The organism is Pseudomonas sp. H3_E04 (assembly GCF_054668915.1).
The window spans coordinates 2,615,680-2,637,266 of record NZ_CP162797.1 but is presented as its reverse complement, the minus strand read 5'-3'; the positions used below and the strand labels follow the sequence as shown (position 1 = coordinate 2,637,266).

The 21,587-nt window shown below is 61.0% G+C and carries 16 protein-coding genes; 11 read left to right on the top strand and 5 right to left on the bottom strand.

The features are described 5' to 3' along the window. The first annotated feature begins 23 nt into the window (after nucleotides 1–23). The 4 genes from AB4N53_RS11770 (at nucleotide 24) to AB4N53_RS11755 (ending at nucleotide 5,874) form a co-directional block, all read left to right on the top strand. Nucleotides 24–626 (top strand): DsbA family protein, encoded by a 603-nt coding sequence (locus AB4N53_RS11770; protein WP_177180902.1) that lies wholly within the window; start codon nucleotides 24–26, stop codon nucleotides 624–626. After that, complete coding sequence (locus tag AB4N53_RS11765; protein ID WP_460120651.1) at nucleotides 619–2,436, top strand: ABC transporter ATP-binding protein; 1,818 nt, start codon at nucleotides 619–621, stop codon at nucleotides 2,434–2,436. The genes AB4N53_RS11770 and AB4N53_RS11765 overlap by 8 nt, the downstream gene beginning before the upstream one ends. A 137-nt stretch (nucleotides 2,437–2,573) precedes the next feature. Further along, nucleotides 2,574–5,033 carry an EAL domain-containing protein gene (locus AB4N53_RS11760; RefSeq protein WP_460120649.1) on the top strand — a complete coding sequence of 820 codons (2,460 nt, stop codon included), beginning with the start codon at nucleotides 2,574–2,576 and terminating at the stop codon, nucleotides 5,031–5,033. 79 nt (nucleotides 5,034–5,112) lie between these two features. Beyond that, nucleotides 5,113–5,874 (top strand): TenA family transcriptional regulator, encoded by a 762-nt coding sequence (locus AB4N53_RS11755; RefSeq protein WP_166554491.1) that lies wholly within the window; start codon nucleotides 5,113–5,115, stop codon nucleotides 5,872–5,874. A gap of 103 nt (nucleotides 5,875–5,977) precedes the next feature. On the opposite strand, the gene AB4N53_RS11750 is transcribed toward AB4N53_RS11755, so the two are convergent. The 5 genes from AB4N53_RS11750 to AB4N53_RS11730 all read right to left on the bottom strand — a co-directional run bounded on the left by AB4N53_RS11750 (nucleotide 5,978) and on the right by AB4N53_RS11730 (nucleotide 10,803). Next, the gene (locus AB4N53_RS11750; RefSeq protein ID WP_460120647.1) at nucleotides 5,978–6,904 is read right to left on the bottom strand and encodes a GGDEF domain-containing protein; all 927 of its coding nucleotides are present in this window, start codon (nucleotides 6,902–6,904) and stop codon (nucleotides 5,978–5,980) included. A 362-nt stretch (nucleotides 6,905–7,266) separates the two neighbouring features. Then, nucleotides 7,267–8,007, bottom strand: coding sequence for a YciK family oxidoreductase (locus tag AB4N53_RS11745; protein ID WP_460120645.1), 741 nt, complete (start codon nucleotides 8,005–8,007; stop codon nucleotides 7,267–7,269). Between the two features lie 28 nt (nucleotides 8,008–8,035). Continuing rightward, nucleotides 8,036–8,707: an N-acetylmuramic acid 6-phosphate phosphatase MupP gene (gene mupP / locus AB4N53_RS11740; RefSeq protein ID WP_460120643.1), complete on the bottom strand. Its 672-nt coding sequence runs from the start codon at nucleotides 8,705–8,707 to the stop codon at nucleotides 8,036–8,038. Between the two features lie 4 nt (nucleotides 8,708–8,711). After that, nucleotides 8,712–9,410 carry a bifunctional 2-polyprenyl-6-hydroxyphenol methylase/3-demethylubiquinol 3-O-methyltransferase UbiG gene (gene ubiG / locus AB4N53_RS11735; RefSeq protein ID WP_007908399.1) on the bottom strand — a complete coding sequence of 233 codons (699 nt, stop codon included), beginning with the start codon at nucleotides 9,408–9,410 and terminating at the stop codon, nucleotides 8,712–8,714. Between the two features lie 58 nt (nucleotides 9,411–9,468). Next, complete coding sequence (locus AB4N53_RS11730; RefSeq protein WP_460120640.1) at nucleotides 9,469–10,803, bottom strand: TRZ/ATZ family hydrolase; 1,335 nt, start codon at nucleotides 10,801–10,803, stop codon at nucleotides 9,469–9,471. Between the two features lie 108 nt (nucleotides 10,804–10,911). On the opposite strand from AB4N53_RS11730, the gene mtnA reads away from it, so the two are divergent. The 7 genes from mtnA to cmk all read left to right on the top strand — a co-directional run bounded on the left by mtnA (nucleotide 10,912) and on the right by cmk (nucleotide 21,548). After that, nucleotides 10,912–11,988, top strand: a complete 1,077-nt coding sequence (mtnA, locus tag AB4N53_RS11725) for an S-methyl-5-thioribose-1-phosphate isomerase (protein WP_016770927.1) — start codon at nucleotides 10,912–10,914, stop codon at nucleotides 11,986–11,988. Between the two features lie 423 nt (nucleotides 11,989–12,411). Then, entirely contained in the window at nucleotides 12,412–15,066 is a 2,655-nt protein-coding gene (gene gyrA / locus AB4N53_RS11720; protein WP_095182243.1) for a DNA gyrase subunit A, read from the top strand. Between the two features lie 254 nt (nucleotides 15,067–15,320). Further along, a complete protein-coding gene (gene serC / locus AB4N53_RS11715) occupies nucleotides 15,321–16,406 on the top strand; it encodes a 3-phosphoserine/phosphohydroxythreonine transaminase (RefSeq protein ID WP_460120638.1) in 1,086 nt (361 codons plus the stop codon). After that, a complete protein-coding gene (gene pheA / locus AB4N53_RS11710) occupies nucleotides 16,406–17,500 on the top strand; it encodes a prephenate dehydratase (RefSeq protein WP_016770924.1) in 1,095 nt (364 codons plus the stop codon). Before serC ends, pheA begins: the two co-directional genes overlap by 1 nt. A 13-nt stretch (nucleotides 17,501–17,513) precedes the next feature. Further along, nucleotides 17,514–18,626, top strand: a complete 1,113-nt coding sequence (gene hisC / locus AB4N53_RS11705) for a histidinol-phosphate transaminase (protein ID WP_207807778.1) — start codon at nucleotides 17,514–17,516, stop codon at nucleotides 18,624–18,626. A gap of 28 nt (nucleotides 18,627–18,654) precedes the next feature. Then, nucleotides 18,655–20,862 carry a bifunctional prephenate dehydrogenase/3-phosphoshikimate 1-carboxyvinyltransferase gene (locus AB4N53_RS11700; RefSeq protein WP_460125434.1) on the top strand — a complete coding sequence of 736 codons (2,208 nt, stop codon included), beginning with the start codon at nucleotides 18,655–18,657 and terminating at the stop codon, nucleotides 20,860–20,862. Next, entirely contained in the window at nucleotides 20,859–21,548 is a 690-nt protein-coding gene (cmk, locus tag AB4N53_RS11695) for a (d)CMP kinase (RefSeq protein WP_024013869.1), read from the top strand. Before AB4N53_RS11700 ends, cmk begins: the two co-directional genes overlap by 4 nt. Nucleotides 21,549–21,587: the final 39 nt, after the last annotated feature.

The window sequence follows — 21,587 nt, the reverse complement described above, 5'->3', positions numbered from 1 at the left end:
GCCTGCTCTATGTGATGGATCCGATGTGTTCATGGTGCTGGGGGTTTGCTCCGGTGGCCAAGGCACTGGTCGAGCAGGCGCAGGCAGCCGGGGTCGAGCTGCATCTGGTAGTGGGCGGCTTGCGTACCGGCAGCGGTTCGGCGCTGGAGCCGACCACGCGGCGCTATATTCTCGAGCACTGGCAAGCGGTCACCGAGGCCACCGGCCAGCCGTTCAAGTTCGACGGCGCGCTGCCCGACGGTTTTGTCTACGACACCGAGCCTGCCTGTCGCGCCATTGTCACCGCGCGCAGTCTGGCGCCGGATTGCGCGTGGACACTGGTCGGGCTGATCCAGCAGGCGTTTTACGCCGAGGGTCGCGATGTCACCCAGGCCAGCGTGCTGGTCGAGCTGGCGGAACAGGCCGGGGTGCCGCGTATCGAATTCGCGGCGTTGTTCGATCATGCCGATCAGCACAAGGCGACCCAGGCTGATTTCACCTGGGTACAGGATCTGGGCATCGCCGGTTTTCCGACTCTGCTGGCCGAGCGCAACGGGCAACTGGCGCTGCTGACCAATGGCTATCAACCGCTCAGCGAGCTGTCGCCATTGCTCGGCCGCTGGCTGGAGCGTGCGGCCTGTGTCTGACCGCGCCGATGACACGCCAGCCGTAGAGCGTGTCGACCGGCTGAGCTGGGCTGAAGTCCGGCGTCTGGCACTGCATCACAAGAAATCCCTGTGGATCGCCAACGGCGTGGCCGTGCTGGCGACGCTGTGCAGCGTGCCGATTCCATTGCTGCTGCCATTGCTGGTCGACGAAGTGCTGCTCGGCCACGGCGATGCTGCGCTGAAAGTCATGAACCATTTCCTGCCGGGCATGTGGCAGCAGGCAGCGGGTTATATCGGCCTGATGCTGGTGGTGACCCTGACCTTGCGTTGCAGCGCCCTGTGTTTTGGCGTGTTGCAGTCGCGGCTGTTCGCGCGGCTGGCCAAGGACATCGTCTACCGCATTCGCGTGCGCCTGATCGAGCGGCTCAAGCGCATTTCCCTCGGCGAGTACGAAAGCCTCGGCAGCGGCACGGTGACCACCCACCTGGTCACCGATCTGGACACCCTCGACAAATTCGTCGGCGAAACCCTCAGCCGCTTCCTCGTCGCCATGCTGACGCTGGTCGGCACCGCCAGCATCCTGATGTGGATGCACTGGAAGCTGGCACTGCTGATTCTGCTGTTCAACCCGCTGGTGATCTACGCCACGGTGCAGTTGGGCAAGCGCGTCAAGCATCTGAAGAAACTGGAAAACGACAGCACCTCGCGCTTCACTCAGGCGCTGAGCGAAACCCTCGATGCGATTCAGGAAGTGCGCGCCGGCAACCGCCAGGGCTATTTCCTCGGGCGCCTCGGTTTGCGCGCGCAGGAAGTGCGCAACTACGCAGTCAACTCGCAGTGGAAAACCGACGCCTCGAACCGCGCCAGTGGTTTGCTGTTCCAGTTCGGCATCGACATCTTTCGCGCGGCGGCGATGCTCACCGTGCTGTTTTCCGACCTGTCGATCGGGCAGATGCTCGCGGTGTTCAGTTACCTCTGGTTCATGATCGGCCCGGTCGAACAGCTGCTCAATCTGCAATACGCTTATTACGCAGCGGGCGGCGCGCTGACGCGGATCAATGAACTGCTGGCGCGCGCCGATGAGCCGCAGTACCCCGGCGGCGTCGATCCGTTCAAGGGCCGCGACACTGTCGGCATCGAGGTACAAGGCCTGAGCTTCGGTTATGGCGACGAGCTGGTGCTGGATCAGATGAACCTGTCGATCCTGCCCGGTGAAAAAGTCGCGATCGTCGGCGCCAGCGGCGGCGGTAAAAGTACCTTGGTGCAATTGCTGCTGGGCCTGTACACGCCAGCGGCCGGGACCATTCGCTTCGGTGGGTCGACTCAGCAGGAAATCGGTCTGGAGACCGTGCGCGAGAACGTCGCAGTGGTGCTGCAGCATCCGGCGCTGTTCAACGACAGCGTGCGCGCCAACCTGACCATGGGCCGCATGCGCAGCGACGAAGCCTGCTGGCAGGCTCTGGAAATCGCGCAAATGGCCGCGACCATTCGCGCGCTGCCCAACGGCCTCGACAGCATCGTTGGTCGCTCCGGCGTGCGTTTGTCCGGCGGCCAGCGCCAGCGTCTGGCGATTGCGCGGATGATTCTCGCCGAGCCTAAAGTAGTGATTCTCGACGAAGCCACCTCGGCCCTCGACGCCGCCACCGAGTACAACCTGCATCAGGCGATGGCGAAATTTCTCAATGGCCGTACTACGCTGATCATTGCCCATCGCCTGTCGGCGGTGAAACAGGCCGACCGGGTGCTGGTATTCGACGGCGGGCAGATCGCCGAGGACGGCGACCACCGCCAACTGATCGCCGACGGCGGTCTGTACGCCAAGCTCTACGGCAACTTGCAACAGCATTGATCGAAACCCTTGCCGACCTGTCAGACGTTCTGCGCGCGGCGTACAGCCGCGCCTTGCCTTGAACGAGAACCCCACCTAGTCTCGTCATAGCGAATTCGCCCGGAAGGCGAGCAGGCAGTGCTCATGCAAGGAATCTCATGAAGCAAAAGCAGACTCTGGGAACACCACGGTTGTTGGGTATCGTCTGGCCCTTTATTGCTGTCGTGGTGTTCCAGGCATTACTGGGGGGCGTGAGCCTTTATGTGCTATCGGCCGTGCGTGGCTACGTGGCTGGCGAAAGCCTGTGGTCCAAGGGCCAGAAAGATGCCATCTATTACCTGAACCTCTACGCCGACAGCCGTGACGAGGCGATCTACCGCAAATACCTGTCGGCGATCGCCGTGCCGCAGGGCGGGCACCAATTGCGTCTGGCGCTGGATCGCCAGCCGCCGGATCTGCAAGCCGCGCGCGAAGGCATCCTCAAGGGCGGCAATCACCCGGACGACGTCTCCAGCCTGATCTGGCTGTACCTCAATTTTCGCCATTTCAGTTATCTGGAAACTGCGATAGATCGCTGGACAATCGGCGATGCGTATCTCGACCGATTGCACGAAGTTGCGCAGGAGATGCATCAAGGCATTGCGCAGAACCAGGCCAGCCCCGGCGATGTGCAACGCTGGAAAGTACAGATCTTCGCGATCAACGATGCAGTGACTCCAGCCGCCAGAGCCTTCAGCGATGCCTTGGGCGAAGGCTCGCGGGTGATCATGCGCCTGCTGCTGTTCACCAACCTGGCCACCGCGCTGGGTCTGATCGTGCTGGCGCTCTGGCGCACGCACAAGTTGCTCAAGCAACGCCATGAATTTGCCCAGGCACTGCAGCTGGAGAAGGATCGCGCGCACATTACGCTACAGTCGATTGGCGATGGCGTGATCACCACCGACGTCAACGGCGCGATTGATTACATGAACCCGGCCGCCGAGGTCATGACTCACTGGAAGGCCGAACAGGCGGCGGGCCTGCCGTTGTCGGCGCTGTTCAACCTGCTCGACGAGAACGCCCAGACCGAAGGGCTGACCTTGATCGAGCACATTCTCAGCGGCCAGCTCAGCGGCGGTAGCGAACATTCCAAATTGATCCAGCGTCTGGACGGCAGCACGTTGTCGGTGACCCTGGTCGGCGCGCCGATCCGCAATGCCGGGAATGTCAGCGGCACGGTGCTGGTGCTGCACGACATGACCCAGGAGCGGCAGTACATTGCCAATCTGTCCTGGCAAGCGACCCATGATGCGCTGACCGGTCTGGCCAATCGCCGCGAATTCGAATATCGACTCGAACAGGCCTTGCATAACCTGACACGCCAGCCAGGGCGGCATGCGCTGATGTTCCTCGATCTCGACCAGTTCAAACTGGTCAACGACACCTGCGGGCACGCGGCGGGCGATGAATTGCTGCGGCACATCTGCACGCTGTTGCAATCAGACTTGCGCGAGGGCGACACGCTGGCCCGGCTGGGCGGCGACGAGTTCGGCATTCTGCTGGAGAACTGCCCGCCGGAGGTGGCGGAGAAGATCGCCGAGAGCCTGCGCCAGACCGTGCAGAACCTGCACTTTGTCTGGAAAGGCCGACCGTTCCTGACCACAGTCAGTATCGGCCTAGTGCATGTGGCGCAGAATCCGACCACCCTCGAAGCCTCGCTGCGGGCGGCGGACATGGCTTGCTACATGGCCAAGGAAAAGGGCCGCAACCGCGTGCAGGTCTATCACGCCGACGACTCAGAGCTTTCCATGCGTTTCGGTGAAATGGCCTGGGTGCAGCGACTGCACATGGCGCTGGAAGAGAACCGCTTCTGCCTTTACGCCCAGCAGATCGCGCCACTCAAACCGCATGCAGGTCAGGCCGGACACATCGAGATTCTGCTGCGTTTACATGATGAATCGGGGCGGATGATTCTGCCTGACAGCTTTATCCCGGCGGCGGAGCGATATGGTTTGATGACCCAGTTAGATCGCTGGGTAGTTCAAAATGTTTTCAAGGTTATTGCTCAGTGCATTGAACAGGAACATGAACTTCCTTTAGCGATGTGTGCGATTAATCTGTCAGGCATTACTATCGGAGATGACGCCTTTTTGCACTTCCTGCGGGAACAGTTTGCTAACTACGCTATACCGCCTGAAATGATTTGTTTTGAAATTACTGAAACCAGTGCAATTGCAAATCTTGGCAGTGCAATTCGTTTTATCAATGAACTCAAAGGCTTAGGTTGTCACTTTTCGCTGGACGACTTTTGTGCCGGAATGTCTTCATTCGCTTACTTGAAACATTTGCCTGTAGACTTCCTGAAGATCGACGGGAGTTTCGTAAAGGACATGCTGGACGACCCGATTAATCGGGCAATGGTCGAAGTGATCAATCACATCGGCCATGTTATGGGTAAGCAGACAATTGCCGAGTTTGTTGAAACTAACCAGATCGAACAGGCGTTGCTTGAAATAGGTGTGGATTACGCTCAGGGGTATGTTATCGAGCGGCCACAGTTGTTTACCTGTGACAGTTTGCAAAGTCGCCCTGCCAGACCGCAGCCGTTGTTGTTCAAAGCGCCTGGCACGTTCCGTTGAAGTCTCTCGCCGATCCTTGCCATCACAACTCAAAAGGAGCCGAACAGTGATCGACACATTCAACCGAACCGGACCCCTCATGGAAGCTGCAAGTTATCCTGCCTGGGCCCAACAGCTCATCAAGGATTGCAGCGAGAGCAAGCGCCGGGTTGTCGAACATGAACTTTATCAGCGCATGCGCGACAACAGACTCAGCGCGAAAACCATGCGCCAGTACCTTATCGGCGGCTGGCCGGTGGTCGAGCAGTTTGCCTTGTACATGGCGCAGAACCTCACCAAGACCCGCTTCGCCCGCCATCCCGGCGAGGACATGGCGCGGCGCTGGCTGATGCGCAATATCCGCGTCGAACTCAATCACGCTGACTACTGGATGCACTGGAGTCGCGCCCATGGCGTCAGCCTCGAAGATCTCCAGGCCCAGCAAGTGCCGCCGGAGCTGCACGCGCTGAGTCACTGGTGCTGGCACACCAGCTCGGCGGATTCGCTGATCGTGGCGATTGCCGCGACCAACTATGCGATCGAAGGCGCGACCGGGGAGTGGTCAGCGGTGGTCTGCTCGACCGGGGTCTACGCGGCGGCGTTCCCGGAAGAGGACCGCAAGCGCGCGATGAAGTGGTTGAAGATGCACGCCCAGTACGACGATGCCCACCCATGGGAAGCGCTGGAAATCATCTGCACCCTGGCCGGCATGAACCCGAGCAAGGCCTTGCAGGCGGAACTGCGTCAGGCGATCTGCAAGAGCTACGACTACATGTACCTGTTCCTGGAACGGTGCATGCAGCTCGAGACCTCGGAGCGGTTGCTGGTCAACCGCGAGCGCAGGACCGTAACCGAAAGCTGATTGAAACTGTGGGAGCGAGCCTGCTCGCGAAAGCGGTGGGTCATTCAACGACTCGTTGTCTGACGCTCCCTCTTCGCGAGCAGGCCCGCTCCCACAATGATTTTTAGCCGGCCATCGCCAGCCGGTTCCGCCCCTCGCGCTTTGCGACATACAACGCACTGTCGGCCCGGCGCAGCAAGCTTTCCGCCGATTCGCCCGGCAGTAACGTCGAGCATCCCAGGCTCACGGTGATCTCGATCAACTGACCATCGGCAAAGTATTCCTCCGACTGCGTCGCCTGGCGCAAACGCTCGCCAACCATTGCCGCCGCTTCGCGACCGGTGTTGGACAGCAGGATCAGAAACTCTTCGCCGCCATAACGGAACACCATGTCGACGTTGCGCAGTTGCGCCTTGATCGACGCCGCAATGGCTCTGAGCACCTCATCACCGGCGCCATGCCCGTGGTCATCGTTGACTCGTTTGAAGTGGTCGATGTCGAGCATCAGCACCGACAGCGGCTGCGCATGGCGGCGCGACATGTCGATTTCGCGCTGCAGGGTCTGCTCCATGGCCACTCGATTGCCGGCACCCGTCAACGGGTCGCGCAATGCACTTTGCGTTGCAGCGCGGTACAGCAGAGCGTTGCGCATCGGGTACAGCAGGCACGACAGCAGCGACTCGAGGTCGCCCTGTTCCTTGTCGTTGAAACGCTGATTGCGGCGAAAGACCAGCTCGCCCATGTGCTCGCCTTCGTGGCTGAGGGTGTAGCTCACCGAATGGTGGCCGCGTGCACCGAACTCGAGGCGCAGGTCACTGGCCTGATGCACATAGCTCAGGGCGTCCAGTGGCACCAGGCGTTGGATTTCGCGGAAGAACAGGCCAAGGATGCGCTGAGGCTCCAGGCTGGTTTGCAGTTGCAGGCTCATTTGCTGACGCAGTTGCGCCAGGCTGGTCGGGCGCTCGATCAGCGCCGGTAGTTGACCGAAGCCCAGGCGCTGCAATTTGGCACTGTCAAAGTCAATTGCATGGGTCTGGGAAGGAGATTTCATATGGCGTGAGCCCCTAAGCAGTAAGTCTGTCTTACAGGCTGGGTGAGAGCGGCTATGGGCTGCGCGTCGTACTGATCCATCAGTCCCGTAGGACGTCTGGCGTAAGTTTAGTCTGCCGCAAGACGATCAGTCAGCTATCGAAATCGGCGTCTGCCCCATGGCCATCACACGGCATGTTTTGAGGGAATTTAGAGCGAAACCCGTGCCATTCGGTTCGATTTTATTTAAAGCTTTTCGAATCAATGAGTTGCTGGCGGTTCACGGAATGCCGCGCTGGGTTATTGGCGGCATTGCGAGGGTTTTAAGCGGCAATGGCTTGCCGCGACAGCATTCTGCCGCGGCAACAAATGCGACGTATGGCGCTACTGGGCGTTGAAAGCCTGGCCATTGACGCCCGCGCTGTCGGGGCCCATCAAGTACAGATACACCGGCATGATCTCTTCCGGGGTCGGATTGTTCAGCGGATTTTCCCCCGGATAAGCCTGCGCGCGCATGCTGGTGCGTGTGCCGCCCGGGTTGATGCTGTTGGAGCGTACCGGCGCAACGCCTTCCACTTCATCGGCCAGGGTTTGCATCAGCCCCTCGGTGGCAAACTTCGAAACACCGTAAGCGCCCCAATACGCACGGCCCTTGCGCCCGACGCTGCTGGAAGTGAACACCACCGAGGCGTCCTGCGAGAGCTTGAGCAGTGGCAGCAGGGTGCTGGTCAGCATGAACATGGCGTTGACGTTGACCTGCATGACCCGCATGAAGTTTTCGCCGGAGAGTTGCTCGATCGGCGTGCGCGGGCCAATGATCGAAGCGTTGTGCAGCAGGCCATCGAGGTGGCCGAACTCGGTTTCGATCATCGCTGCCAGCTCATCGTACTGATGGGGCAGGGCGGTCTCGAGATTTAAAGGGATCACCGCCGGTTGCGGGTGGCCCGCTGCTTCGATTTCGTCGTAGACCTCGGTCAGATTGGCTTCGGTCTTGCCCAGCAGCAGCACGGTCGCACCGTGGGCGGCATAGGTTTTCGCCGCAGCCGCGCCGATACCGCGCCCGGCACCGGTGACCAGAATGACCCGATCCTTGAGCAATTCAGGACGAGCGGTGTAATCAAACATAAAAACCTCATAGTCCTTTTGATTTTGATCAGCAGCTGCAAAGCGCGCTATCTAGCACCTTGCGCAACTCCAGCGGGTGATCCACCACCACGTCCGCGCCCCAATGCCGCGGATTGTCGTCCGGGTGAATGTAGCCGTAGGTCACCGCAGCGGTCTTGGTGCCGGCTTCGCGGCCCGATTCGATATCGCGCAGATCATCGCCGATAAACAGTACGGTCGACGGATCCAGATCAAGCATGTTGCAGGCGAGGATCAAAGGCTCCGGATCCGGCTTGCTGTTCTTCACATGATCCGGGCAGATCAGCAGCGCCGAACGCTCGGCCAGCCCCAGACGTTGCATGATCGGCTCGGCGAAGCGCAGCGGTTTATTGGTCACCACGCCCCAGATCAGGTTGGCCTTTTCGATGTCCGCGAGCAGTTCGCCCATGCCGTCGAACAGTTTGCTGTGCACCGCGCAACCGACCAGATAGCGTTCGAGAAACTCCAGGCGCAGCTCCTCGAAACCCGGCGATTCCGGATCCATCGAGAACGTCACCGCAACCATGGCCTTGGCCCCGCCGGAAATCTCGTCGCGGATGTGCTTGTCGTTGATCGGCGGCAGACCGCGATCGGCGCGCATCGCCTGGCAGATAGCGATGAAGTCCGGCGCGGTGTCGAGCAGGGTGCCGTCCATGTCGAAAAGTACCGCTCTGATGGCCATCGGCTTATTCCTCGCGCAGGGTCTGGATCATGTAGTTGACGTCAACGTCGTTGGCCAGTTTGTAGTGCTTGGTCAGCGGGTTGTAGGTCAGGCCGATGATGTCTTTTACTGTCAGACCGGCCATGCGGCTCCACGCACCGAGCTCCGACGGGCGGATGAATTTCTTGAAGTCGTGGGTGCCGCGTGGCAGCAGCTTCATGATGTATTCGGCGCCGATGATCGCGAACAGATACGCTTTCGGGTTGCGGTTGATGGTCGAGAAGAACACCTGGCCGCCCGGCTTGACCATGCGGAAGCAGGCGCGGATCACCGAGGATGGATCCGGCACGTGTTCGAGCATTTCCAGGCAAGTTACGACGTCGAACTGCTCGGGCATCTCTTCGGCGAGGGCTTCGGCGGTGATCTGGCGATATTCGACGCTGACTCCGGATTCCAGCTGATGCAGTTGCGCGACCGCCAGCGGCGCTTCGCCCATGTCGATGCCCATCACCGTGGCGCCACGCTGGGCCATGGCTTCGCTGAGAATGCCGCCGCCGCAACCGACGTCGAGGACTTTCTTGCCGGCCAGATTGACTCGTTCGTCGATCCAGTTGACCCGCAGCGGGTTGATGTCGTGCAGCGGCTTGAATTCGCTTTCACGGTCCCACCAGCGATGGGCCAGGGCCTCGAATTTGGCGATTTCGGCGTGGTCGACGTTGCTCATGTTCAATTCCTCGAAAAACCTGAAAAGGGCTGTAGCCGCGGAGATTGCGCCGCGGTGTTTACGATTCGGTGTGGCCGCTGATGCGCTGGCCCCAGTGGCGGGCGGTCGCGCCCAACTGTTGTTCGTCCATGCGGGTCAGGCGCCGGTCGTCGAGCAGTTGCCTGCCAGCGACCCACAGGTGTTTCACGCAATCACGCCCGGTGGCATAAATCAGCTGCGACACCGGGTCATACACCGGTTGCTGCGCCAGCCCGGACAGGTCGAAAGCGACGATGTCCGCAGCTTTGCCGATCTCCAGCGAGCCGACCTGCGCCTCGATCCCCAGCGCACGGGCGCCATTGAGAGTGGCCATGCGCAAGGCGCGGTGGGCGTCCAGCGCGGTGGCGGAACCGGCGACGGCCTTGGCCAGCAGGGCAGCGGTGCGAGTTTCGCCGAGCAGATCGAGATCATTGTTGCTCGCCGCGCCATCGGTGCCGACGGCGACGTTCACCCCAGCCTGCCACAAACGCTCGACCGGGCAGAAGCCGCTGGCCAGTTTGAGGTTGGACTCCGGGCAGTGGATCACGCTGCTGTTGCTTTCTACCAGCAGCGCGAGGTCTTCATCGCTGATCTGGGTCATGTGCACCGCCTGGAAGCGCGGGCCGAGCAGGCCAAGGCGGCCGAGCCGAGCCAGTGGCCGCTCACCGGTCTGCTCGACGGCCTGCTGCACTTCGAAAGCGGTCTCGTGCACGTGCATGTGTATCGCGGCGTCCAGTTCCTCGGCGATCACCCTGATTTTTTCCAGATTCTCATCACCGACGGTGTAGGGTGCATGCGGGCCAAAAGTGATCTTGATGCGCTCGTGATGCTTGAGGTCGCCGAACAATTCGACGCCCTGACGAATGGCTTCGTCGGCGTTGCTGGCGCCCGGAATCGGGAAATCGAGGATCGGAATGGCGATCTGCGCGCGGATACCGCTGTTGTGTACGCGCTCGCTGGCGACTTTCGGGAAGAAATACATGTCCGAGAAACAGCTGATGCCGCCCTTGATCTGCTCGGCAATGGCCAGGTCGGTACCGTCGCGGACGAAATCTTCATCGACCCATTTGCCCTCGGCCGGCCAGATATGATTTTCCAGCCAGGTCATTAATGGCAGATCGTCGGCCAGGCCACGGAACAGCGTCATCGCCGCATGGCCGTGGGCGTTGATCAGCCCTGGTGCCAACAGAACATCCGGCAGTTCACGGATTTCTGTCGCGTTACACTTCAATGCTTCGGCGCGCGGGCCGATAAACACGATGCAACCGTCACGGATGCCCAGGCCGTGCTCCTTGAGCACCACGCCTGCCGGTTCAACGGGGACCAGCCAGGTCGGCAGCAATAACAGGTCGAGCGCAATGGCAGGTTTCGGCATCGAGGGTCGGTTCCAGTGCTTTTGTAAAGGATGGCGAAGTATACCCGAGCGTCTTCGCGGGGGGATCGCTATAATCGGCGGCTTTTGTTCATGAGTGCGGGGTGTGGGATGCGCGATCGACTGTTGGCTGCGGAGAAAGTGAAGGCCATCGATTGGCGTGATGGCGCGCTGCACCTGCTGGATCAGCGTATTTTGCCGTTCGAGGAAACCTGGATTGCCTACACCAGCGCCGCCGGCGTGGCCGAGGCGATTCGCTCGATGGTCGTGCGCGGCGCACCGGCCATCGGTATCAGCGCGGCCTATGGCATCGTCCTCGCAGCGCGGGCGCGGATTGCCGAAGGCGGCGACTGGTATGCGGCGCTGGAAGAGGATTTTGCCCTGCTCGCCGATTCGCGTCCGACCGCGGTCAATCTGTTCTGGGCGCTGGGGCGCATGCACGATCGCCTGGATCGGCTGAAAAGCAACGCCGATCCGCTGGCGGCGCTGGAAGCCGAGGCCATCGCCATTCATGAAAGCGATCGTGAAGCCAATCTGACCATGGCGCAGCTTGGCGTCGATCTGATTCGCAAGCATCAGGGCAACGCTCAGGCGATTCTGACCCACTGCAACACTGGCGCGCTGGCCACCGGCGGGTTCGGTACCGCGCTGGGGGTGATCCGCGCAGCTTATATAGAAGGCATGGTCGAGCGCGTTTACGCCGATGAAACCCGGCCGTGGCTGCAAGGCTCGCGCCTGACCGCGTGGGAGCTAGCCAACGAAGGCATCCCGGTGACCCTGAACGCCGACTCCGCCGCCGCGCACATCATGAAAACCAAAGGCGTGACCTGGGTGATCGTCGGCGCCGACCGCATCACCGCCAATGGCGACGTGGCGAACAAGATCGGCACCTATCAACTGGCAGTCAACGCCATGCACCACGGCGTGCGCTTCATGGTCGTGGCGCCAAGTTCGACCATCGACATGAACCTGGCCAGCGGCGATGACATTCCGATCGAAGAGCGTGATGGCGCCGAGCTGCTGGAAGTCGGTGGCAAGCGCGTCGGGGCCGATGTTGAAGCGTTCAACCCGGTGTTTGATGTCACCCCAGCGGATCTGATCGATGCGATCGTCACCGAGAAAGGCATCGTCGAACGCCCGGATACCGCGAAAATGGCCCAGCTGATGTGTCGCAAGCGCCTGCATTGACAGGCTTTGGTCTTGCAGCGAGCCCTTCGCGAGCAGGCTCGCTCCCACAGGTTTTGTGATCGCCGCAGACCCGTGTGGGAGCGAGCCTGCTCGCGAAGAGGTCGGTAATGTCAATAAACATCGCTAATTCAGCCCCAGATTTCACATTCAAAGAAGCTCAGAGCTTCTGTCGTCCCCCTCAAGCCTGTCATCAGTCAACTAACTATGCTCCATGCGCATCTGGGGGATAGGTGCGTGGCGGCCTTTGTGATAACATCCGGCGTTTTCCGAGGCGGCTCCACGGAGCTGTCTTTACTGCGCAAATCCGCGATCCAATGTTGATTTGTCGTAAGTCGGCGCATGGCACTCGGCCGGCCCCGACGAGCTTCGTTGCTCCCACATGGATATGACGAAGTTTCACCAGAAAAAGGAATCAGGCTTCTCATGGGCGAACTGGCCAAAGAAATCCTCCCGGTCAATATCGAAGACGAGCTGAAACAGTCCTACCTCGACTACGCAATGAGCGTGATCGTCGGCCGTGCACTGCCGGATGCGCGCGATGGCCTCAAGCCCGTGCACCGTCGCGTACTGTTCGCGATGAGCGAGCTGGGCAACGACTACAACAAGCCGTACAAGAAATCTGCCCGTGTCGTCGGCGACGTGATCGGTAAGTATCACCCGCACGGTGACACTGCCGTGTACGACACCATCGTTCGTATGGCCCAGCCTTTCTCCCTGCGCTACCTGCTGGTCGACGGCCAGGGCAACTTCGGTTCGGTCGACGGCGACAACGCTGCGGCCATGCGATACACCGAAGTGCGCATGACCAAGCTGGCGCACGAGCTGCTGGCTGACCTTCACAAGGAAACCGTGGACTGGGTGCCGAACTACGACGGCACCGAACTGATCCCGGCGGTCATGCCGACCCGTGTACCGAACCTGCTGGTCAACGGTTCCAGCGGTATCGCCGTAGGCATGGCGACCAACATTCCGCCGCACAACCTCGGTGAAGTCATCGACGGTTGCCTGGCCCTCATCGACAATCCCGAGCTGACCGTCGATGAGCTGATGCAATACATTCCCGGTCCGGACTTCCCGACTGCCGCGATCATCAACGGTCGCGCCGGCATCATCGAAGCCTACCGCACCGGTCGCGGACGCATTTACATGCGTGCCCGCTCGATCATCGAAGACATCGACAAGGTCGGTGGCCGTCAGCAGATCGTCATCACCGAACTGCCTTACCAACTGAACAAGGCACGCCTGATCGAGAAGATCGCCGAGCTGGTCAAAGAGAAGAAGCTCGAAGGCATCACCGAGCTGCGCGACGAGTCCGACAAGGACGGTATGCGTGTCGTGATCGAGCTGCGTCGCGGCGAAGTGCCAGAGGTGATCCTCAACAACCTCTACGCCCAGACCCAGCTGCAATCGGTGTTCGGTATCAACATCGTCGCGCTGATCGACGGCCGCCCACGTATCCTCAACCTCAAGGATCTGCTGGAAGCCTTCGTCCGTCACCGTCGCGAAGTGGTCACCCGCCGTACCGTGTTCGAACTGCGCAAGGCGCGCGAGCGTGGGCACATTCTCGAAGGCCAGGCCGTTGCCCTGTCGAACATCGACCCGGTCATCGCCCTGATCAAGGCCTCGCCAACGCCGTCGGAAGCCAAGGAAGCGCTGATCAGCACGCCTTGGGAATCCTCGGCTGTGGTGGCGATGGTTGAGCGCGCCGGTGCCGATTCGTGCCGTCCGGAAAACCTCGATCCGCAATATGGCCTGCGCGAAGGCAAGTACTTCCTCTCGCCAGAACAGGCGCAAGCCATTCTGGAACTGCGCCTGCACCGCCTGACCGGTCTGGAGCACGAGAAGCTGCTGGCCGAGTATCAAGAGATCCTCAACCAGATCGGCGAGCTGATCCGCATCCTCAACAGCGCTGTGCGCCTGATGGAAGTGATCCGCGAAGAACTGGAAGTGATCCGCGCCGAATACGGCGACGTGCGTCGCACCGAAATTCTCGACGCCCGTCTCGACCTGACCCTGGGTGACATGATCCCGGAAGAAGAGCGCGTCGTGACCATCTCCCACGGTGGCTACGCCAAGACCCAGCCGCTGGCTGCGTACCAGGCTCAGCGTCGTGGCGGCAAAGGCAAGTCGGCCACCGGTGTCAAGGACGAGGACTACATCGCTCACCTGCTGGTCGCCAACAGCCACACTACGCTGCTGCTGTTCTCCAGCAAGGGCAAGGTGTACTGGCTCAAGACCTACGAAATTCCGGAAGCATCCCGCGCGGCCCGTGGTCGTCCGCTGGTCAACCTGCTGCCGCTGGATGACGGTGAATACATCACCACCATGCTGCCGGTCGAGGAATACACCGAAGGTCACTACATCTTCATGGCCACCGCCAACGGCACTGTGAAGAAGACCCCGCTGGAATCCTTCAGCCGTCAGCGCAGCGTCGGTCTGATCGCGCTGGAGCTGGACGAGGGCGACGTGCTGATCTCTGCGGCCATCACCGATGGCGAGCGCGAAGTGATGCTGTTCTCCGACGGCGGCAAGGTTACCCGCTTCAAAGAGTCCGATGTACGTGCGATGGGCCGTACCGCTCGCGGTGTGCGCGGCATGCGTCTGCCGGAAGGGCAGAAGCTGATTTCCATGCTGATCCCGGAAGAAGGCAGCCAGATCCTCACCGCTTCCGAGCGCGGTTATGGCAAGCGCACCGCGATCACTGAGTTCCCTGAGTACAAGCGTGGCGGCCAGGGCGTGATCGCCATGGTCAGCAACGAGCGTAACGGCCGTCTGGTCGGCGCGGTACAGGTGCTCGACGGCGAAGAAATCATGCTGATCTCCGATCAGGGCACCCTGGTTCGTACCCGTGTCGGCGAAGTGTCGAGCCTGGGCCGTAATACTCAGGGCGTGACGCTGATCAAGCTGGCCAAGGATGAAACCCTGGTCGGGCTGGAGCGGGTTCAGGAGCCTTCGGAAATCGAAGGCGAAGAGCTCGAAGGTGAAGAGGGCGAGGAAATCGCAGGCACCGTCGGTATCGACGAGGCCGCAGACGACCAGCAACTCGACGCCGCAGCAGACGAAGAACCGCAGGAATAAGCGGACAAACGAGGGGGCGGATGAGAATTCGCCCCCTTGTTATTTGTCCGGTATGAATTTTCGAGAGGTCCCTGTAGGAGCTGCCGAAGGCTGCGATCTTTTGATCTTGCTTTTCGGGGTGAAGATCAAAAGATCGCAGCCTTCGGCAGCTCCTACAGGCTAGATGTTCGGATGCCAGAATGTGCACATTCGCCTATGTGCAGCATCAGCGATTTACAGTTTTTGTGTATCACCAAATCAGAGCGAGATTGGATGTGAGCAAGCGAGCCTATAACTTCTGCGCCGGCCCGGCGGCGCTGCCTGAAGCTGTCCTGCAGCGCGCCCAGGGTGAACTCCTTGATTGGCACGGCAAGGGTCTGTCGGTCATGGAAATGAGCCATCGCAGCGATGAGTTCGTGTCCATCGCCACCCAGGCCGAGCAGGATCTGCGTGACCTGCTGAATATCCCGTCGAACTACAAAGTGCTGTTTCTGCAGGGCGGCGCCAGCCAGCAGTTCGCGCAGATCCCGCTGAACCTGTTGCCTGAAGGCGGCTCGGCCGACTACATCGACACCGGTATCTGGTCGCAGAAAGCCATCGAAGAAGCCTCGCGCTATGGCCACGTCAACGTTGCTGCCACTGCCAAGCCTTACGACTATTTCGCCATTCCCGGCCAGAACGAGTGGAACCTGTCGAAAGACGCCGCGTACGTTCACTACGCGCCGAACGAAACCATCGGCGGTCTGGAATTTCAGTGGATCCCGCAAACCGGTGATGTACCGCTGGTGGCGGACATGTCTTCGGACATCCTCTCGCGCCCGGTCGATATTTCGCGTTTCGGCATGATCTACGCCGGCGCGCAGAAGAACATCGGCCCGAGCGGTATTGTCGTCAACATCATCCGCGAAGACCTGCTCGGCAAAGCGCGCTCGCTGTGCCCGACCATGCTTAATTACAAGGTCGCGGCCGATAACGGCTCGATGTACAACACCCCGCCGACCCTCGCCTGGTACTTGTCCGGTCTGGTGTTCCAGTGGCTGAAAGAGCAGGGCGGCGTCGAAGCGATCGCCAAGCTCAACGACGTCAAGCAGCGCACCCTGTACGACTTCATCGACGCCAGCGGTCTCTACAGCAACCCGATCAACAAGTCGGATCGCTCGTGGATGAACGTGCCGTTCCGTCTCGCTGACGATCGTCTGGACAAGCCGTTCCTTGTCGGTGCCGACGAGCGCGGTCTGCTCAACCTCAAGGGCCACCGTTCGGTGGGCGGCATGCGCGCCTCCATCTACAACGCCGTCGACATCACTGCGGTCAACGCGCTGGTGGCGTACATGGCGGAATTCGAGAAGGAACACGGCTGATGTCCGAGCAAGAACTCAAGGCACTGCGCGTTCGCATCGACGCTCTGGACACCAAAGTCCTCGAGCTGATCAGTGAGCGTGCGCGTTGCGCCCAGGAAGTCGCCCGCGTGAAGATGGCCTCGCTGGCCGAAGGCGAAGTGCCGGTGTTCTATCGTCCCGAGCGCGAAGCTCAGGTGCTCAAGCGCGTGATGGAGCGCAATCAGGGGCCGCTGGGCAACGAAGAAATGGCGCGGCTGTTCCGCGAAATCATGTCCTCGTGCCTGGCTCTGGAGCAGCCACTGAAAGTGGCTTATCTCGGTCCTGAAGGCACTTTCACCCAAGCGGCAGCGATGAAACACTTCGGCCATGCGGTGATCAGCAAGCCAATGGCGGCAATCGACGAAGTGTTCCGTGAAGTCGCTGCCGGTGCGGTGAATTTCGGCGTGGTGCCGGTGGAAAACTCCACCGAAGGCGCGGTCAACCACACGCTGGACAGCTTCCTCGAGCACGACATGGTGATCTGTGGCGAAGTCGAGTTGCGCATCCACCACCATCTGCTGGTCGGCGAAAACACCAAGACCGACAGCATCAGTCGCATCTATTCCCACGCGCAGTCGCTGGCCCAGTGCCGCAAGTGGCTGGACGCGCATTACCCCAATGTCGAGCGCGTCGCGGTGTCGAGCAACGCCGAAGCGGCCAAGCGGGTCAAGGGTGAGTGGAACTCGGCGGCGATCGCTGGCGATATGGCTGCGGGGCTGTACGGTCTGACGCGGCTGGCGGAGAAAATCGAAGATCGTCCGGACAACTCGACGCGCTTCCTGATGATCGGTAACCAGGAAGTGCCGCCGACCGGCGACGACAAGACCTCGATCATCGTGTCGATGAGCAACAAGCCCGGCGCGCTTCATGAGCTGCTGGTGCCGTTCCACGACAATGGTATCGACCTGACCCGCATCGAAACCCGTCCGTCGCGCAGCGGCAAATGGACCTACGTGTTCTTCATCGACTTCGTCGGCCATCACCGTGATCCGTTGATCAAAGGTGTGCTGGAAAAGATCAGTCAGGAAGCAGTAGCACTCAAAGTGCTGGGTTCCTACCCGAAAGCAGTTCTCTAAGGGGCGGTAGCAAATGAGTGGTAACTTCCTCGCTCTGGCACAGCCGGGCGTGCAACAACTTTCGCCGTACGTTCCGGGCAAGCCGGTGGACGAACTGGCGCGCGAGCTGGATCTGGATCCGGCAAAAATCGTCAAACTGGCGAGCAACGAAAACCCACTGGGCGCCAGTCCGAAGGCGCTGGCGGCAATTCGCGATGAGCTGGCCGAGCTGACCCGCTACCCGGACGGCAATGGTTTCGCCCTGAAGTCGCTGCTCGCCGAGCAGTGCCGAGTCGAGCTGAATCAGGTCACCCTGGGCAATGGCTCCAACGATATTCTTGAGTTGGTCGCCCGTGCCTATCTGGCGCCGGGTCTGAATGCCGTGTTCAGCGAGCACGCTTTCGCGGTATATCCGATTGCTACCCAAGCCGTTGGCGCACAAGCCAAGGTGGTTCCGGCCAAGGATTGGGGGCACGATCTGCCGGCGATGCTTGCAGCCATCGATGCCAACACTCGCGTGGTGTTCATCGCCAACCCGAACAACCCGACCGGCACCTGGTTTGGCGCCGAAGCGCTGGACGAATTCCTGCAGGACGTTCCCGAGCATGTGCTGGTAGTCCTCGACGAGGCCTACATCGAGTACGCCGAAGGCAGTGATTTGCCGGACGGTCTCGACTTCCTCGCCGCATACCCGAACCTGCTGGTGTCGCGCACCTTCTCCAAGGCCTATGGTCTGGCCGCGCTGCGCGTCGGTTATGGCTTGTCGACGCCTGTGGTGGCGGACGTGCTGAATCGCGTTCGTCAGCCATTCAACGTCAACAGCCTCGCGTTGGCGGCGGCGTGTGCGGCGCTGAAGGACGAGGAATATCTGGCGCAAAGCCGTCAGCTCAACGAATCCGGCATGCAGCAGTTGCAGGCGGGTTTCCGTGAGCTGGGACTGGGCTGGATCGAGTCCAAAGGCAACTTCATCTGCGTCGATCTCGGCCAGGTCGCAGCGCCGATTTTTCAGGGCTTGCTGCGCGAAGGCGTGATCGTGCGTCCGGTGGCCAATTACGGCATGCCGAACCACCTGCGGGTGACCATCGGTCTGCCGGCAGAAAACAGCCGTTTCCTTGAGGCGCTGCGCAAGGTTCTGGCTCGTGGTTGATGTCACTGCGCTGCAACCTGCTGCACCTATGATCGGTCGCCTTGTGGTGGTTGGTCTGGGGCTGATCGGTGGTTCGTTTGCCAAGGGTTTGCGTGAAAGCGGCCTGTGCCGTGAAGTGGTCGGCGTCGATCTCGACCCGCAATCGCGCAAGCTCGCCGTCGAGCTGGGTGTGGTCGATCGCTGCGAAGACGACTTGGCGGCGGCTTGCGTCGGTGCCGATGTGATTCAGCTGGCCGTGCCGATTCTGGCCATGGAAAAACTGCTCGCGCGTCTGGCTGTCATGGATCTGGGGCAGGCGATTCTTACGGATGTCGGCAGTGCCAAAGGCAACGTGGTGCGCGCGGCGACCGAAGCGTTCGGCGGCATGCCGTCGCGTTTCGTCCCCGGGCACCCGATTGCCGGTTCCGAGCAGAGTGGGGTGGAAGCCTCGAATGCCGAGCTGTTCCGCCGGCACAAGGTGATCCTGACGCCGCTCGGGCAAACCGATCCTGCCGCGCTGGCGGTGGTCGATCGGCTCTGGCGCGAACTGGGCGCCGATGTCGAGCACATGCAGGTCGAGCGTCACGATGAAGTGCTTGCCGCGACCAGCCATCTGCCGCACCTGCTGGCCTTCGGTCTGGTCGATTCATTGGCCAAGCGCAATGAAAATCTGGAGATCTTCCGTTACGCTGCCGGTGGTTTTCGCGATTTCACAAGAATCGCCGGAAGCGACCCGGTGATGTGGCACGACATCTTCCTCGCCAACCGCGAGGCTGTCCTGCGCACACTCGATACATTTCGCAGCGACCTCGACGCCTTGCGCGACGCGGTCGATGCAGGGGATGGGCACCAATTGTTGGGCGTTTTCACGCGCGCCCGGGTTGCCCGCGAGCATTTCAGTAAAATCCTGGCCCGCAGGGCCTATGTGGACGCTATGAATTCCAACGATCTGATCTTCCTGGCTCAACCTGGTGGCCGCCTGTCCGGTCGGATTCGCGTACCGGGTGACAAATCGATTTCCCACCGTTCGATCATGCTCGGCTCGCTGGCCGAAGGCGTCACCGAAGTTGAAGGCTTCCTTGAGGGCGAAGACGCCCTGGCGACCTTGCAGGCATTCCGCGACATGGGCGTGGTCATCGAAGGCCCGCACCACGGCCGCGTGACCATTCACGGTGTCGGCCTGCACGGCCTGAAACCTGCGCCGGGCCCGATCTATCTGGGCAACTCCGGCACCTCGATGCGTCTGCTTTCCGGTCTGCTGGCGGCGCAGAACTTCGACAGTGTTTTGACGGGTGATGCCTCGCTTTCGAAGCGTCCGATGAACCGCGTGGCCAATCCTTTGCGGGAAATGGGTGCGGTCATCGAAACCGCTGCTGAGGGTCGTCCACCGATGACCATTCGTGGTGGCCACAAACTCAAGGGTCTGACCTATACCATGCCGATGGCCAGTGCTCAGGTGAAATCCTGTCTGCTGCTTGCCGGTCTGTATGCCGAAGGCAAGACCACCGTCACCGAGCCGGCACCGACCCGCGACCACACCGAGCGCATGCTGCGCGGCTTCGGCTACTCGGTCAGCGTCGACGGTGCCACGGCTTCTGTCGAGTCCGGCGGCAAGCTACGCGCAACTCACATCGAAGTGCCTGGTGATATCTCGTCGTCGGCGTTCTTCCTGGTCGCGGCTTCGATTGCCGAAGGTTCCGAACTGGTGCTTGAACATGTCGGCATCAACCCGACCCGCACTGGCGTGATCGATATCCTGCGCCTGATGGGTGCCGATATCACTCTGGAAAACCAGCGCGAAGTCGGTGGCGAGCCAGTGGCTGACTTGCGCGTGCGGGCAGCTAAACTCAAGGGTATCGAGATTCCGGAAGAACTGGTGCCGCTGGCGATCGACGAATTCCCGGTACTGTTCGTTGCTGCTGCATGCGCCGAAGGGCGTACCGTGCTGACCGGCGCCGAAGAGCTGCGGGTCAAGGAGTCCGACCGGATTCAGGTCATGGCGGACGGTTTGCTGGCGCTGGGCGTCAAGTGCGAACCGACCCCGGACGGCATCATCATCGACGGCGGCCAGATCGGCGGCGGTGAAGTGCACGGTCACGGCGACCACCGTATCGCCATGGCCTTCAGCGTCGCTTCTTTGCGCGCTACCGCACCGATCCGCATCCACGATTGCGCCAACGTCGCGACCTCGTTCCCCAACTTCCTTGCGCTGTGCGGGCAAGTCGGCATTCGTGTGGCACAAGAGGCTCAGTCGTGAAAAACATTGCACCGGTCATCACCATCGATGGGCCAAGTGGCTCCGGCAAAGGCACGGTCGCCGGGATTCTGGCCAAGCGTCTGGGCTGGAACCTGCTGGATTCCGGTGCGCTTTATCGCTTGCTCGCGTTCGCTGCGCACAACCATGGCGTCGACCTGACCAATGAAGAGCTGCTGAAGACATTGGCCGCTCATCTGGATGTGCAGTTCATCGCCGCGACGGAAGGTCAGCTGCAGCGGATCATTCTCGAAGGCGACGAAGTCAGCGATGTCATTCGCACCGAAAGCGTCGGTTCCGGCGCCTCGCAAGTAGCTGCGCTGCCCGCCGTGCGCGAGGCGCTGCTGCAGCGCCAGCGTGCGTTCCAGGAAGCGCCGGGGCTGGTGGCGGACGGTCGCGACATGGGCACGGTGGTATTTCCGGATGCACCGCTGAAGATTTTCCTCACCGCCAGTGCCGAGGAGCGGGCACGCCGTCGATATTTGCAGTTGAAGGGCAAAGTCGAGGGTGTTAGTCTGTCGAGTCTGCTAGATGAGATCCGTGCACGCGATGAGCGTGACACCCAGCGCGCAGTAGCCCCGCTCAAGCCGGCGGCCGACGCGATTCAGCTGGATTCCACGGAGCTTTCCATCGATCAGGTGCTTGAACGCATCATGAGCGAGATCGCCATTCGCGATATCGCCGGGTGACCAAGAGGGCCGCAGGGGACCAGTCATAGTCCTGCGGTG